Here is a 15,570-nt window from a genome sequence, read left to right as displayed (position 1 = left end):
AAACTAAATATTACTTAGTTTTTAGGTGTAGCACATATCCTTGGTATCACCATTCGAGCAGACACACTTTTAGCTCAGCAGCACACCCCGACTCTCTTCCCTCTACCCGTGGCACTTACAGTCTACTCCTTGGAGACATTACGCCGATGTTTCTAGAACAAGTTATCAACTCGGCCAAAGTGCTCGGGATCTGCTGGCTCGTAATCATCCGCAAACATATTGTTTTGCCGATGGGACTGGCGCAAATTCGCAAGGGTTTCAAAGAAGCAGCTCTCGCAGAGATGCACTTCATACCGCTCCCCGTCATGCCGGGAACCATACCCCCAGTTGGCAGACAAGGTGGCATGGTTCTGCTCCCCCGCCATCATCGTGCTCTCGCCACAGATATCGCAGCGTACATCTACCACCTGCTCGGTTGGAACCACCGCTTTCACCAGCATGTGCACTCCTTAACCTCAGTGTTGTCTATACGATCCCAGCATCGGAATGGCTGATGGGCGAAACGGAGGCTCGCCGCCCAAACGACAGGGCCGAGTCACTCCGCAGAATCTCGTGATTCCGCATATTCGGTGACAGACAACTGCTGTAGCAACTCTCGTTGTTTCTCCTCTGACAGCTTTGCCATCATGCAGATCAATTCCGCAAGCAGTTCGTCATCACAGTAGAAGTAGGCCACCGGATAACCCAACTCCTGAGCAATGCGTTGCATGGTCTGGTAGTCTGGGGCATGTTTCCCCTTCTCGTACTGGTTCATCCTGGCGCTAGCTGTGCTCTGTTCCATACCTAATCGTATCCCCAACTGCTGTTGAGTCAGACCCGTCGCCTTTCTTGCTGCTTTGAGTCTGATGGGTAATGGGTTTGTCATGGGGTCTCTGCTAGCTGAGGATCAGGTAGCTAAGATTCTCTTAGTCTTATACGAACAAGTGTACTAAGCAATACTTAGTTTTTAATGCTCAGCGGAAATTTTCACGTTATCGCTTTTTTAGTAACTGACTGATAGGGATCTTATCGGTGAATTGCAGCGGGTTTAGAACCTCTTCTTTGCCTGCTGCATCAATTTCATAACGCGAGTATTGTTTCACTTCACAAGCCTTGATCTCATCAATCGGTTGCAAAAACGGATTCACTTGGTCGGGATAAAACAGCGCGTATGCCACTGCAATGTGCTCATGTTTCAGCGTCTCGGCATGAGCAGCCAGTGCCTGTTTGACTGACTCATCCAGCAGCTGTTTAAGTGCACGTAGGCTACCGTAACAGGCAGCGAACAGTGCGTAAATTGTATGCTTGGTCTCCAGCCTGGCCTGAGTCTCAAAAGGCATACGATTGGCTAATCCCATAATAAGGCGAATAAAATTTTCTCTATCATCCGACAATTTGAAATATGGAATGGATCTGCGTATCAATAGCCTCGAAGACCATTGTGGCTCTTCAGCGATTTTGGTAGCCCACGGCATACCAACCAGCACAATCGGGATTTTGGCTGTTTCGCTGATGTATTTGAGCCGATTGGCAATCTGATTGCGTTTTTCACGGGTCTTGTTTTCGATGAGCTCCTGAAACTCATCGATAATGATCAATTCTGTCTCGCAGCGTTTCAGACACTTAATCAATGCCTCGGTCAGACTTTCAGCAGAACTCTTGTGGATTCGGTCCGAACTACCAAATTGACCAAGATCCTTTAGTAGCTCAACCATGGTAGATTCCAAAGTCGGTCTACTGGGGATCCTGCTGACGAGCAGTGGTTTATGAATAAAGCCATGTCTGACTTGCTCTGGATGTTTGGCTGCATAATGACGGATTAGGGAAGATTTACCCGTCCCGGTATCACCCGTTAGCAGCATACATTGTGGTTCACCAGCAAACTGTTTGTTAAAGCGAAGACGATCAAAATCCTCTTGGATTGCCCGCAGTAATGGGGTCTCGACATAACACTCGATAAACGACCTGAGCTTATCTGCATCATGACAGGATAGATCCATCAGTAGGGCTCCAAGCCAGAAGTGAAATTATCCCAATCATCACAGTGTTCTGGCTGACTTGCGCTCTCCATTTTCGAAATCACTTCATTTGTGGCCGGATGATTGAGTTCGTGAACAATACTGGTTTCTGCATGGCTGCCAACATTACGATATTTCGCAATTTTGTTGACTCCTTTGACATTTCTCTGCCTAATATTCCGCCTAACCTCAATTAATTCGTTTTTTATTCTATCATTTAGGTAGATTCGTGCTTTGGATAAGCTGACAACATCCATTTGTTCATTAATGAAATCTCGGTGTAATTTCACATTAATTTGATGTTCCTGTAGGCTCAAGCCTTTTGTATAACCTATAGGGTCAATACATGGGACACGGATGTAACTGCCAAGGTCCTCAAGAAAAACATATACATAAGATATATCCCTTGGGTTGAGTTTTACGAGGACTTTCCGTTTTCCCCTTGTCTGGTCAGGATAATTCATACGGTAAGAAGCCAGCTCATCTGAATCGTAGCGGAGATGATAGCGCTGAATGCCGCCTCGCCTGTGCGTACAATGCAAGCTGAGGCTCAGGATTACTTCAAGCTTCGTCAGATCATCACCGATGATAGGTGCCGGAGGTGCATCTTTGTTTCCATGTTGCCAAGATATAATTGGAATATAGCGATATCTACTATCTGGCTCATAATGGTAGACATCGATGACCCAATGATGAAAAATCTCTAGGAAGGTGGAAAAGCGCATGACTGCATCTTTCTGAGGGTCGTAATCTCCTTTTTCCTGAATATTGGAAAAGGTTTTACCAGGGATCGGCTCCAGAAGCTTGCGATTAATGATGCCAAACATCCGTTCGATCATAGGTTTCAGCCATGGCTTTCTGACTGGGTTGTATTGGATATTGATCCCAAGTTCCAAACAAGACTGTGCAAGGCTAGCACTCCAAAACTCAACTCCATTATCAACAACCAAAGTCTCTGGTTTGCCATAGCATGGCCATTCATGTTCAATCGATGGATATTTATTTTTTACATAGTCTTTTTTAGAAATGCTACTGAGCAATGCGTTACGAACAGATTCATAACTAGGCTGATTGAAATTAAGATTAAAACCTACAACACAATGGCTATAAGCATCAATTAGCAATGTCAAACTAGGACGCCCTAAGGGAACTAATAAATCATCATCGAGTAAAAGTAGATCCAATGGTGTATGGTCTATTTCTACCCTCTCCATAATCCGGCTAGGCGGTTTATGACTAGCGATGGCCTTAAATTCAACATCGGCTATATATGAACCCTTTCGACTTTTCATGACTTGATAAGCTGGCAGCTTTTTTATTCTGTTATAAAAAGCCATATAAGATATAGTTTTTATAGGGTTTTCGACAACACCGAGATTCTCTATTCGAATAGAATCGCTGTAGAGTTGAAATGCGGATGCGATTGAAGGTTGCTCTCCCACCAGATAACGATGGACAGCTTGCTCAAAAAACAGCTCATCACTAGGTGGAAGCCGACTTCGAGCGTTACCTTTCGCTTGGTGTTTAGGAATAAGAGAAACCAGCTTCCTACCATGCTGGATATAGATTTTTCTCCAACGCGCAAGTGTTCGCCAATTAGGGGTGGGAGGCGGTAAGACTAAGGCCGCGTCAGCAAGCAATGGCGTCAGGTTTTTCTCTGTCCAGCCTCCTGCCAAATTTTTTTCAACCCAAAGAATATAGTCGCGCCGATGCAGAGCCTCTACCTTGAGAACATAAGGAAAACTATCCACTGTAGCAGGTAAAACAGCTTGAATGGCGTCAATGGGGGAAGTGGAGGTCGACGGTTGAGGAATGACGAACTCATCCTCAAACAATCCACCATTATGCTTATCCATGGTCAATGCCTGAATGACCGCCAGCCCACACAAAACTGGAAATACCAATTTTCTGTACCGTCAGATCACTCTGCATGATCCCTCGGGCAATCAATGACAAGGCTGATGCCAGGACTTCTTCTGGTGGCGCATCTATAGAATCAGATAACCGTAACAATGATACACGACCAAGCTTCTGCACTAGCCCAAGAAGCTGCATGTGCAGGGGAGTAAAGCTCTGAAAGCCGGAGTAACGATGCAACAATTTCAAATTTCCCAGAATAGGGGCAATTCTGATCTGCTTTTCTGTAACGAGCTTTAACGGGGAGGAAAGCTCAATGGCTCTCTGCTGCTTAAGCGGAAATCGATGGAGAAAATCAGGATCAGCGACTTTATCTGAAGGTTTTATTTCAAGAAAACTGACACTGTCATTCTGGTCGACTAAACGAAAATCTGGAGTATAGGGACATTGCCTTCCAGCGAATTCGTAATAGAAGCCTTCTGGCTGGGCCTCATAAAATTTGACAGAAGGAGAGTACTCAAGATGAAAGCAGGTATCGAACTCCAAAGCCGATTCCACTGTAAATACAGTGTTCATTTTAGCGCTGACAAACTTGAAGAGGTTTTTTACGCGGGAGTGCTTGAGATGCCGACGGTACATAACACACCACCAACCTGTTGTTACTTTACTACAGGTTTAGGCTATGTCAGCTTATGATGCAAGATCATGTCAACTTATGCTTTAGATATGTCAACTTATGGTTTAGACGACATGAATTGCAGAAACAAGTGGTAGCCCTACCAGCCACATCCCGGCACTCGAGTCCCCCGCCTTGGCTGCTACCTTCCGGTCCTGACCAGGTCGACGGGTTATCAATGCGAGAGGACCAATAGGACCACCGGCGAGGAGAATAGGCAAACTGGGCGTTCAATGCAACGGCTTTCTACCCTCCAACAGATCGTTTGCCTTATTTTTCAACAATCTGCCGAATGAATCAGCTAAACAGCATAAATTTCGCCCCCACCAGCAGCATCAGCAGGGCAAAGGCCTGCTTGAGGCGTGTGGGTGACAAGCGGTGTGCCAGCTTGGCGCCAATGCGTGCGAACTGGGTACTGGTCAGCACAATGCCCAGCAGGGCGGGCAGATAGATGTAGCCCACACTCCACTCGGGCAGATCGGCATGACCCCAACCCGCATAGAGGTAGCTGAGGCTCCCCGCCAGCGCGATGGGCATGCTGCAGGCTGCAGAGGCTGCTACCGCATTGCGCATTGGCACCGAGTTCCAGCTCAGATAAGGGACCGTGAGCGAGCCACCGCCAATACCAAACAGGGCTGACATCCAGCCAATGATGGTACCGGCGATGCCTGTGCCGAGCGGACCCGGCATATGGCGTTCCGCTTTGGGTTTAAGGTTGAGCCCCATCTGCAGCGCCATGCTCCAGGCGAAACAACCGATGATGATATTGAGGGTGCTGGTGCTAAGCAGATTGGCGGTCATGCCGCCAAGCCAGCCCCCAATCAGCATGCCGGCGCCGAGTCGGCGGATCATCACCCAGTCGACGGCGCCCGCCTCCCGGTGGGCCCGCAGCGAGCTGAATCCGGTAAAGATCATGGTGGGCAACGAGGTGCCGAGGGCCAGATGGGTAATGATTTCAGGGTCGATGCCCTGGGCGCGAAAGGTCATGACCAGCACGGGGACAATGATAAGACCGCCGCCGATCCCGAACAGTCCCGCCAGCATACCGGCAAAGGCGCCCAGCAGGAGGTAACCCATAAACAGCATAAAAATTCCTGTGTTAAACAAAAACTGGCCAACACGGCCGGGCAACAGTGGATATCTGCATGAAAAAAAAGAGATGGCGCGAGGGCCATCTCTTCATTGTGCCGGTTAGTGCAGTGGAATGGTACCGTCCATCACCTTGTAGAAGGCCAGCACGGCACAGCCAAGCAGGGCCGCCGTCATCCCCTGCTCCAACCGGTTAAGGCCGCGCAAACCGTGATGCTGACGTGCCTTCCAGTAGATGAAGATGCCCGGACTATAGAGCAGCGCCACCAGCAACAGGTACTCCACACCGGCAGCGTAGACCAGCCAGCAGCCGTAAACCGTCGCCACCAGGGCCAGCAGCAGGTCACGCTTGCGCTGATGAGGTTGACCCTGATAGGTCTCCCCTTTCAATGCCAGCTTCAGGCCATAAGCGCCCGAAAAGACGTAAGGCACCAGCGCCGCCGAGGTGGCGATGTTGACCAGCGCCAGATAGGTGCTGCTCTGGAAGTAGATGATGATCAGGAAGATCTGCACCAGACAGGTAGAGCACCAGAGGGACACCTGCGGCGAGCCGTTCTTGTTCTCCTTGGCAAACCAGCCCGGGAACACGCCTGTTTTGCCTGCGATGTAAGGTACTTCAGCGGCCAGCACTGTCCAGCTCAGCAAGGCTCCCATCACCGATACAACCAGACCGATATTGATAAGCCAGGCACCCCAGGGGCCGACCACGGCTTCGAGGATCATGGCGGTAGAGGGGTTCTTGAGCGCCGCCAGTTGCGGCTGGCTCATGACACCCAGCGAGAACAGGGTCACCATCACATAGAGTGTCAGGGCGCCGAGCAGCGCCAGCACGGTGGCACGGCCCACATCCTTGCGATGACGGGCACGGGCAGAGACCACCACGGCCCCTTCAATCCCGATAAAGACCCAGAGGGTCACCTTCATGGTGGACTTGACTTGATCCATCACGGAGCCCAGCTCCATGTTGTTCTGGCCCCAGATATCCAGAGTGAAGGTATCCATGTTGAAGGCCAGCAGGATCGCAACACAGAAGACGATGAGCGGCACCATCTTGGCGATGGTGGTGACGATATTCACCAGCGCAGCAACCTGTACCCCGCGCAGCACCAGCGCATGCACCGACCAGATCAGGATGGAGGCCAGCGTGATGGCCACCGGCGTATTGCCGTCACCGAAGATGACGTTGTCCGGCGTATCGAAGAAGTAGCTCAGGGCGCTGAACACCACGATGGCGTAAGAGACGTTGGCCAGCAGTTGGCAGAGCCAGTAACCCCAAGCGGCGTTGAAACCGATGAAATCGCCGAAACCGGCTTTGGCATAGCTGAAGATACCGCCATCGAGATCGGGGCGGCGCATGGAGAGGTTCTGATAGACTAGCGCGAGACAGATCATGCCAAGACCGGTGATGGCCCAACCCAGGGCGACCGCCCCGGCACTGGCATGCGCAGCAATGTTTTGTGGCAGACTGAAGACCCCGGCGCCGACCATGGAGCCGATCACCAGCGAAATGAGGGCGCCCAGCCCTAGTTTCTTGTCCATTTCAATCCTGTTTATTTAGGCGGCGGCAGAGCGTCCGTATTCATACTGCGCGCAATATGGGAGGGGCTGGGAATCCTGACCCCGTGAAAAAGGCGGCAACTATATTGCATGACTATTCCGACCGCAATCCCTCGTCCCGTCAATCATGCACCGCCTTGACCGCGCGCAATTTTACAGCACTGACCCATATGGCCTGTGAGCTGGCTCAAATTAACCAAGACCCATTGATATTTCTCATTTTTCTGCCAACACAACCTGACTCGCATGGTTCCTATGCATCGCCATTCAGGCACTCTCTGTATAAATAATCTGCATAAAAAAGCCCCGGTGGAAACACCGGGGCCCATTATGTAAATCCCTATAAACGCAAACCGCCATCCAGTTCTATCATCCTTCCCGACAGATAGTCGTTGGCAAAAATAAAGCTCACCGTCTCGGCCAGCTGTTGCGCCTCGCCAAGGGTGCCGACCGGAATGGCCTGCCGCATCCGCGCCATCGCCTCCGGCTTCATCGCCGCCGTCATGTCGGTGGCAAACACCCCGGGGGCAATCCCCATCACCCGAATGCCATGGCGCGCCAACTCCCGCGCCCAGGTCACCACCAGCGAGGCAACCCCCGCCTTGCTGGCGGCATAGTTGCTCTGGCCAATATTGCCAGCGCGGGCGATGGAGGAGATGTTGATGATGACGCCCCCCTGCCCCCCTTGCGCCATCAGCGCCGCTCCCTCGCGACCGCAGAGGAAGGTACCTGTGAGGTTGACGTCAATCACGCTCTGCCACTGGGCCAGCGTCATCTTCTCCACCAGCTCACCCTCTTTCACCTTGATCAGCATGCCATCGCGTAAAATGCCGGCGCAGTTGATAAGACCGTGCAGCACGCCAAAACGCTCCTTGATGCCAGCAAAAACCGACTCAACCTCGGCTTCGCTCGCCACATTGCAGACAAACAGCTCGCACTGGCTATCTTGATCGCACTGATCATTCTGACTGCGCACCAGGGCTGCGGTCGCCTCCAGATCGGCGCGATTGATGTCGAGCAGCGCCAGCGTCGCCCCCTGTGCGCCCAGGGCCAGCGCAATGGCCCGTCCCAAGCCACGTCCAGCGCCGGTAATAACGATGACCTTATCTTTGATATCCATCAATGCTCCTTGTAGCGGTCGAAGGGAGATGCCTTGAAGAGAGGTGGCCCGTCAGGCGGGATCCTGTTTATCCAGATAGAGTTCGACGATGCTGGAGAAATCACGGCTCCCCTGCCCCTGAGCAGCATGCAGGTTGAACAGGTTACGGGCGAGCGCCCCCATCGGCACAGCGCTGTGGCCATGCTCGGCCAGCGCCATGGCCAGCCCCAAATCTTTCACCATCAGACGGGTCATAAAGCCCCCCTGATAGTTGCGGGCGGCAGGGACATTCTCCATCACCCCGGGCCAGGGGTTGTAGCGCTCCAGACTCCAGTTGTTGCCGGAGCTCTTGCCCATGATGGTGGAGAGCACGGCGGGATCCAGTCCCTCCTTCACCCCGAGGGCCAGCGCCTCGGCGGTACCCGCCATATGGATCGCAAGCAGCATGTTGTTGCACATCTTGGCGATCTGCCCGGCACCCAGCGCCCCGGCGTGAAACAGGTTCTGCCCCATGCAGGCGAGCAGAGGTTTTGCCGACTCGAAATCCGCCCTATCGCCGCCAACGATAAAGGTGAGCGTCCCGGCGGCCGCACCGGCGACACCGCCCGATACGGGGGCATCAATAAAGCGCAAACCGCGTGCGCGGGCCGCCTCCCCGACCTGACGGGCAGAGTCGACATCTATGGTGGAGCAGTCGATCACCAGTGCACCAACCGGCAGGGCTGCCAGCAGATCCTGCCCCTCAGACAACCAAAGGTCGCGCACATGCTCCCCCGCAGGTAGCATGCTGATCACCACCTCGCAGCCGGTCACCGCCTCACGGGCATCCCCCGCGGCGATGCAGCCAGCGGCGATAGCGCGCTCAATGTTTTGGGCAACCAGATCAAACACCTGCACCCTGTGCCCGGCCCTGGCCAGATTGGCCGCCATGGGCCCCCCCATGTTGCCGAGCCCGATAAACCCTATCCTTGTCATCCCGCTTGCTCCTTGCGTTGCTGATGGCGGCGTGCGCCGGTTGCCAAGATGTTATTCCTTGCAGGCCAACGGATTGCGCCCCTGCGGCCAGCGATAGAACTCGTCCAGCCACTCCCCCTCCGGTGGCAACTGTTGCCAGCGGGGATCTTTATCCTTGTCGATCAGCAGTGCCCGTACCCCTTCCACAAAATCCCCCTTCAGCACGCAGTTGACCGAGAGGGTCAGCTCCTCGGCAAATACCTCTGCCAGTGAGTTGCGGCGAGCCTGCCAATATTGACGCCACAAAATGGCGCGGCTGATGGGGCTGCCGGTGCGGCAGAGCTGCTGCGCCTGCTGGAGTACCGTCTCCTGTTCATCGAACTGAGCTTCGAACAACCGCGCCAATACCCCTTGCAGCGTGCGCCCCGCCAGCAGGACATCGATTTTCTGTTGATGGGGTAGCAATACTGGCGCTGGCAAGCGGGCCGCTACCTCACGGTGCAATCCCCTGAGCAGCAGATCGATCTGCTCACGGGGCTCACCACTAGCAGCCCAGTCGAGCACGGCGAGGCGTGACAACAGCGCACTGCGCTCGCCACTGGCGATAGCGTGATCCGCCAGCCCAAGACCGATGGCATCACTCCCGTTGAAGCGGGCACCTGTCAGACCGAGCCAGAGCCCCAGCCGCCCCGGCATCCGGCTTAAAAACCAGCTCGCTCCCACGTCGGGGTAGAGTCCTATGGTTACCTCCGGCATGGCGAACAGGCTCTTTTCGGTCACCACCCGAAAATCGGCACCGGCAAACAGGCCAATACCACCCCCCATGCAGATACCGTCCGCCACGCAGATAAGGGGCTTGCGGTAAGAGTGGATGTGGTGGTCGAGCCGGTACTCCTGCTCGAAAAAGTCGCGGGCATATTCGAACAGTTCCGCCTCGCTCGCCTCCTGCTTGCGGTAATAGAAGGAGCGGATATCGCCACCGGCACAAAATGCCTTCTCACCCGCCCCCTGCAACAGCACACAGACGATGGCGGGATCCTGCTCCCAACGGGTCAGCGTCTGTTGCAGGATCTGGATCATCGGCAGGCTCAATGCGTTGAGAGACGCAGGGCTGTCGAGGGTCAACACCCCGACCTGATGGCCATCTTCGGTGGGATAACAGCTAACCTTGACCGGCTCACTCATAAACGGCTCCGTATGGATTTATTCTGTTGGGCCATATTGCCAGCGCGGTAAGCGTTTCTCCAGGAAGGCGGCCACCCCTTCACGCTGATTGGCATCGCTAAAGAGATCGAGAAACAGCGACCGCTCAAGGGGCAAGGCGGCATCCCGCGGGCCACTGCGGCCCTGATTGATCAGGGTTTTACAGGCGCGCAGGGCGCTCGGGCTCTGGCGCTCCACCAGATGGGCCATCTGGTGCGCGGCCTCCCACGCCTGACCGGTTTTCACCACCTCCTCCACCAGCCCCATCTCGTAGGCCAGCGAGGCACTCACCTTCTCACCGCAGAGGATCATCCGCTTGGCCCAGCCCGGCCCCACCAGCTCGGTCAGGCGCTGGGTGCCACCGGCACAGGGAAGCAAGCCCACCGAGGCCTCCGGCAGTCCCAGCAACGCCTGCTGCTCGGCGATGCGGATATCACAGGCCAGCGCCACTTCCAGGCCACCGCCCATGGCATAACCATTGATGGCGGCGATACTGACGCCGTGAAAACGGGCCAGCGCCTCGAAAGCCTTGCCAAAGGCCTCGGCTACTTCGCTGGCCTGCTCGACATTCCCCTCGACAAACATATTGAGGTCGGCACCGGCGCAGAAAAATTTGTCGCCCGCACCACGGATCACCAGCGCCACCACATCGGGACGACTGTCGAGCTCCACCATCATCTGCAAAAAGGCCTGCAGGCTGGCGAGGGTCCAGGTGTTGGCAGGGGGATGATCGAGGGTGATATAGGCCACGTGGCCATGATATTCGAGTCTGATCCTTGTCATAACATTGTCCTTGTCGATGAAGCTGCATCCATGATGACAGGCTTGAATGACACCAACTTGTGGCTGGCTCACAAAGCCGAAACCGGCATGGCATGGCGCAAATCGGGTGGCAGGCAACACACCTTTGATGCGACCACCGGTTAGCCCAGCGACAAACCGGGATCGGCCAGCAGGCGGCGCGCGATGATGAGTCGCATCACCTCGTTGGTGCCCTCCAGAATGCGGTGTACCCGGGTATCGCGCAGATAGCGCTCGAGCGGATACTCGCGGATATAACCATAGCCGCCAAAGAGTTGCAGAGCCTCATCACAGATTCGATAACCCACATCGGTGGCAAACCGTTTGGCCATGGCACACCAGGCACTCTTGTCCGGTGCCCCGCGATCCTGCTTGTCGGCGGCCTGACGCACCAGCAAACGGGCGGCAGTCAGCTCGGTCGCCATGTCGGCCAGGCGAAACTGCACGCTCTGGAATTCGCTGATCGGGTGACCAAATTGCTGGCGCTGCTGCACATAGGCCAGCGCATCGTCCAGCGCCTGCTGGGCGGTGCCCACCGAACAGGTGGCAATATTGATGCGCCCCCCATCGAGGGCCTGCATGGCGAACTTGAACCCTTCCCCCTCTTCGCCCAACCGATAGCGGGAGGGAATACGCACCCCGTTGAAAACAACCTCCCGGGTCGGCTGGCTGTTCCAGCCCATCTTCTCTTCCGGCTTGCCATAGACGATACCCGCGCTATCTGCCGGCACCATAAAGGCAGAGATCCCCTTCGCACCTTCACCACCGGTACGGGCCATCACCACCAGCACATCGCTGCTGCCTGCTCCCGAGATAAAGACCTTGGTCCCCTCGATGAGGTAGCTGTCACCCTCGCGAGTGGCTCGGGTCTTGAGTGCCGCCGCATCGGAGCCCGCCCCCGGCTCGGTGAGGCAATAGGAGCCCAGCAGCTCGCCACTGGCCAGTTTGGGCACCCACTCCTTGGCAACCTCGGTGGGTAGCCAGCTGCCCAGCATCCAGCTCACCATGTTGTGAATGGTCAGATAAGCCGTGGTCGAGGTACAACCCATGGCGAGACGCTCGAAGATGAGGCTCGCATCGAGACGAGGTAATCCCAATCCGCCAAACTGCTCCGGCGTATAGAGACCGCAAAACCCGAGCCCGGCCGCCTGCTTGATGGTCGGGATCGGAAACTCATGCTCCTTGTCCCAGCGCGCGGCATGGGGTTTGAGCGCCTCATCGGCAAAGGCGGCGGCCGCCTCCACATACGCCTGTTGATCATCGGTCAGGGTAAAATCCATCTTGTCGTTCGCTCCCTTGTTGCCCCGCGCTTATTTTCCTGAGTTAGTGCTTTATGACGCGGCGCCCACACGCTGCGTCAGTCCAATCTGCCACTGTGGCGCTGTTGTCGTGGTAGCTGATGACTCTTTCACTACCACCGCTTTATCGACACACAACAGATTAACAATTGATTTACGTTTACGCTAACGTAAACTTGTGGCAGAAGTGAAGTACAAAATGGACCGACCACTGCCAGCCGTAACGCCGAGTCAGCCGGTCGAGCCAACCTTCCAACCCGACTGTCATATCCGCAAGGAGAGCATGGATGCAGATGGATGAGACCCTGAATGCCCTGACCGAACAGGTTGCGGCCTTCTGCCAGAAAGTGATCGCCCCGCGCGCCAGCGAGCTCGATCAGAGCAACGCCTTTCCCCGTGATCTCTGGCCCCGGATGGGTGAACTGGGGCTGCACGGCATCACGGTGGCGGAGGAGTATGACGGGGTGAACCTCGGCTATCTGGCCCACGTGCTGGTGATGGAACAGGTAAGCCGCGCCAGCGCCTCGGTCGGCCTCTCCTACGGCGCCCACTCCAATCTCTGCATCAATCAGATCCACCGCCACGGCACGGCGGAGCAAAAAGCACGCTACCTGCCCCCGCTGGTGAGCGGCGAGCATGTGGGGGCGCTGGCCATGAGCGAGCCGGGCGCCGGGTCCGATGTGGTCAGCATGCGCCTCACCGCGGAGCGCGAGGGCGATCACTTCGTGCTGAACGGCAACAAGATGTGGATCACCAACGGCCCGGATGCCGACACCTTCGTCATCTATGCCAAGACAGATACCAGTGCGGGCCCCAAAGGAATTTCTGCCTTTATCGTTGAAGCCGGCACTCCCGGTTTTTCTACCGCCCAGAAGCTCGACAAGCTGGGGATGCGCGGCTCCAGCACCTGCGAGCTGGTGTTCGACAACTGCCCAGTACCGCAGGAAAACCTGCTGGGCACCCTGCACGGCGGGGTCAAGGTGCTGATGAGCGGGCTCGACTACGAGCGGGTGGTGCTGGCGGCGGGCCCCCTTGGCATCATGCAGGCCTGCATGGACGTGGTGCTGCCCTATGTGCGCGAGCGCAAGCAGTTCGGCCAGGCCATCGGCGAGTTCCAGCTGGTCCAGGGCAAGCTCGCCGACATGTATACCCGCCTCGCCAGCAGCCGGGCGCTGGTCTACTCGGTTGCGAGCGCCTGCGATCAGGGTCGCACCAGCCGTAAAGATTGCGCCGCAGCCATCCTGTTTGCCGCCGAAAACGCCACCCAGATGGCCCTAGACGCTATCCAGCTGCTCGGCGGCAACGGTTACATCAACGAATACCCCACAGGCCGCCTACTGCGGGACGCCAAACTTTACGAGATCGGCGCCGGCACCTCTGAGATCCGCCGCTGGCTCATCGGCCGCGAGCTGATGGGAGAAAATGCATGAGTCGTATCCACTCCCACCTTGACACGGCGAGCCCGGAATATGCGGCCAATCGGGCCGCCATGCAGGGGCTGGTCGACGATCTCCACGCCCGCATTGCCGAGATTGCGCAAGGGGGCGGCGCGGCAAACAACGCCCGCCATCAGGCCCGTGGAAAGCTGCTGCCCCGCGAGCGCATCAATCAGCTGCTGGACCCGGGCTCCCCGTTTCTCGAACTGTCGGCGCTGGCTGGCTGGCAGGTCTATGACGAGCCAGTGCCCGCCGCCGGTATCATCACCGGCATCGGCCGGGTCTCGGGCAGGCTCTGCATGCTGGTGGTGAACGACGCCACCGTGAAGGGCGGCACCTACTACCCGCTCACGGTGAAAAAACACCTGCGCGCCCAGGCCATCGCCGAGCGGCTGCGTCTCCCCTGCCTCTATCTGGTGGATTCCGGCGGCGCCTTCTTGCCGATGCAGGACGAGGTGTTCCCCGACCGGGATCACTTTGGCCGCATCTTCTACAACCAGGCCCGCATGTCGGCCCAAAACATCCCTCAACTGGCAGTGGTGATGGGGCTCTGCACCGCCGGGGGCGCCTACGTGCCCGCCATGGCGGACGAGTCGATCATGGTCAGGGAGCAGGCCACCATCTTTCTGGCGGGTCCGCCGCTGGTCAAGGCTGCCACCGGCGAGGAGATCAGCGCAGAGGCCCTGGGCGGCGCCGAAGTGCACTGCGCCCACTCCGGCGTTGCTGATCATATGGCCCGTGACGATGCCAACGCGCTGACCATCGCCCGCACGCTGGTGACTCATCTGGGTAGCGAGCCGGTAGAGAGCAGCCCCGGCTACGAGCCCCCCAGCTACCCGATAGAGGAGCTCTACGGTCTGGTGGGCACCAGTCTCAAACGCCCTTACGACGCCCGCGAACTGATTGCACGACTAGTGGATAGCTCTGACTTTGACGAATTCAAGGCGCTGTTCGGCACCACTCTGGTGACCGGCTTTGCCCGTATTTGCGGCATGGAAGTGGGGATCCTCGCCAACAACGGCGTGCTGCACAGCGACAGCGCCCAGAAGGGGGCCCACTTTATCCAACTCTGTAACCGGCGTGCCATCCCGCTGCTCTTTTTGCAGAACATCACCGGCTTTATGGTGGGGAGTAGCGCAGAAAAAGAGGGGATCGCCAAGCACGGCGCCAAGCTGGTCACAGCGGTAGCCTGCAGCCGGGTGCCCAAGATCACCCTGATCGTTGGTGGCAGCTTTGGTGCCGGCAACTACGGCATGTGTGGCCGCGCTTATGAGCCCGATTTTCTCTTTAGCTGGCCCAACAGCCGTATCTCTGTCATGGGGGGCGAGCAAGCTGCCGGAGTGCTGGTACAGGTGCGTCGGGACAAGCTGGCTGCCGAGGGCAAAGATCTGAGCGAGCAGGAAGTGGCCGCCATCCGAGCCCCGGTGATCGAGCAGTATGAGCGCCAAGGCCACCCCTACTACGCCAGCGCCCGCCTCTGGGATGATGGCGTCATTGACCCGGCCCAGAGCCGCACCGTGCTGGCGCTGGCGCTCGCCGCCTGTCAGGGTGCCCGCATTGAACCCGAGCAGTACGGCATCTTTCGGATGTAAGGAGCAAACCC

14 protein-coding genes and 1 other RNA gene are annotated in these 15,570 nt (G+C 56.4%); 2 read left to right on the top strand and 13 right to left on the bottom strand.

Annotation, left to right across the window (positions count from 1 at the left end):
• Positions 1-152: 152 nt before the first annotated feature.
• From ACTG2S_RS10845 to ACTG2S_RS10785, 13 genes are all read right to left on the bottom strand, one after another.
• Positions 153-440 carry a hypothetical protein gene (locus tag ACTG2S_RS10845; RefSeq protein WP_088821971.1) on the bottom strand — a complete coding sequence of 96 codons (288 nt, stop codon included), beginning with the start codon at positions 438-440 and terminating at the stop codon, positions 153-155.
• A gap of 95 nt (positions 441-535) precedes the next feature.
• Positions 536-865 carry a helix-turn-helix domain-containing protein gene (locus ACTG2S_RS10840; RefSeq protein WP_088821970.1) on the bottom strand — a complete coding sequence of 110 codons (330 nt, stop codon included), beginning with the start codon at positions 863-865 and terminating at the stop codon, positions 536-538.
• A gap of 106 nt (positions 866-971) precedes the next feature.
• On the bottom strand, positions 972-1,979 hold the full coding sequence (locus tag ACTG2S_RS10835; protein ID WP_088821969.1) for a TniB family NTP-binding protein: 1,008 nt from the start codon (positions 1,977-1,979) through the stop codon (positions 972-974).
• A complete protein-coding gene (locus ACTG2S_RS10830; protein WP_088821968.1) occupies positions 1,979-3,853 on the bottom strand; it encodes a Mu transposase C-terminal domain-containing protein in 1,875 nt (624 codons plus the stop codon). The genes ACTG2S_RS10835 and ACTG2S_RS10830 overlap by 1 nt, the downstream gene beginning before the upstream one ends.
• Positions 3,846-4,400 carry a Tn7 transposase TnsA N-terminal domain-containing protein gene (locus ACTG2S_RS10825; protein ID WP_429211297.1) on the bottom strand — a complete coding sequence of 185 codons (555 nt, stop codon included), beginning with the start codon at positions 4,398-4,400 and terminating at the stop codon, positions 3,846-3,848. Before ACTG2S_RS10825 ends, ACTG2S_RS10830 begins: the two co-directional genes overlap by 8 nt.
• Positions 4,401-4,628: 228 nt before the next feature.
• Positions 4,629-4,725, bottom strand: an RNA gene (gene ffs / locus ACTG2S_RS10820) — signal recognition particle sRNA small type.
• A gap of 102 nt (positions 4,726-4,827) precedes the next feature.
• The gene (locus tag ACTG2S_RS10815) at positions 4,828-5,616 is read right to left on the bottom strand and encodes a sulfite exporter TauE/SafE family protein (protein ID WP_005336920.1); all 789 of its coding nucleotides are present in this window, start codon (positions 5,614-5,616) and stop codon (positions 4,828-4,830) included.
• 105 nt (positions 5,617-5,721) lie between these two features.
• Positions 5,722-7,158 (bottom strand): arginine-ornithine antiporter, encoded by a 1,437-nt coding sequence (gene arcD / locus ACTG2S_RS10810; RefSeq protein ID WP_005336921.1) that lies wholly within the window; start codon positions 7,156-7,158, stop codon positions 5,722-5,724.
• 358 nt (positions 7,159-7,516) lie between these two features.
• Positions 7,517-8,296: an SDR family oxidoreductase gene (locus tag ACTG2S_RS10805; RefSeq protein ID WP_421172157.1), complete on the bottom strand. Its 780-nt coding sequence runs from the start codon at positions 8,294-8,296 to the stop codon at positions 7,517-7,519.
• Positions 8,297-8,347: 51 nt separating this feature from the next.
• Positions 8,348-9,250 (bottom strand): 3-hydroxyisobutyrate dehydrogenase, encoded by a 903-nt coding sequence (gene mmsB, locus ACTG2S_RS10800; RefSeq protein WP_201953309.1) that lies wholly within the window; start codon positions 9,248-9,250, stop codon positions 8,348-8,350.
• A gap of 51 nt (positions 9,251-9,301) precedes the next feature.
• Complete coding sequence (locus ACTG2S_RS10795) at positions 9,302-10,414, bottom strand: enoyl-CoA hydratase/isomerase family protein (RefSeq protein WP_439982494.1); 1,113 nt, start codon at positions 10,412-10,414, stop codon at positions 9,302-9,304.
• A gap of 18 nt (positions 10,415-10,432) precedes the next feature.
• Positions 10,433-11,215, bottom strand: coding sequence for an enoyl-CoA hydratase (locus ACTG2S_RS10790; protein WP_144712822.1), 783 nt, complete (start codon positions 11,213-11,215; stop codon positions 10,433-10,435).
• Positions 11,216-11,355: 140 nt separating this feature from the next.
• The gene (locus ACTG2S_RS10785) at positions 11,356-12,513 is read right to left on the bottom strand and encodes an acyl-CoA dehydrogenase family protein (protein WP_274160964.1); all 1,158 of its coding nucleotides are present in this window, start codon (positions 12,511-12,513) and stop codon (positions 11,356-11,358) included.
• Between the two features lie 305 nt (positions 12,514-12,818).
• Between ACTG2S_RS10785 and ACTG2S_RS10780 the strand changes: the two genes are divergently transcribed.
• Together ACTG2S_RS10780 and ACTG2S_RS10775 are read left to right on the top strand one after the other, a co-directional pair.
• Positions 12,819-13,961 carry an isovaleryl-CoA dehydrogenase gene (locus tag ACTG2S_RS10780; protein ID WP_274160963.1) on the top strand — a complete coding sequence of 381 codons (1,143 nt, stop codon included), beginning with the start codon at positions 12,819-12,821 and terminating at the stop codon, positions 13,959-13,961.
• Complete coding sequence (locus tag ACTG2S_RS10775) at positions 13,958-15,559, top strand: carboxyl transferase domain-containing protein (protein WP_439982493.1); 1,602 nt, start codon at positions 13,958-13,960, stop codon at positions 15,557-15,559. Before ACTG2S_RS10780 ends, ACTG2S_RS10775 begins: the two co-directional genes overlap by 4 nt.
• Positions 15,560-15,570 lie beyond the last annotated feature (11 nt).

This window comes from Aeromonas sp. 82P (assembly GCF_051919365.1).
Taxonomy (GTDB): Bacteria; Pseudomonadota; Gammaproteobacteria; order Enterobacterales; family Aeromonadaceae; genus Aeromonas; species Aeromonas veronii.
This window is presented reverse-complemented; position numbering and strand designations above follow the sequence as displayed.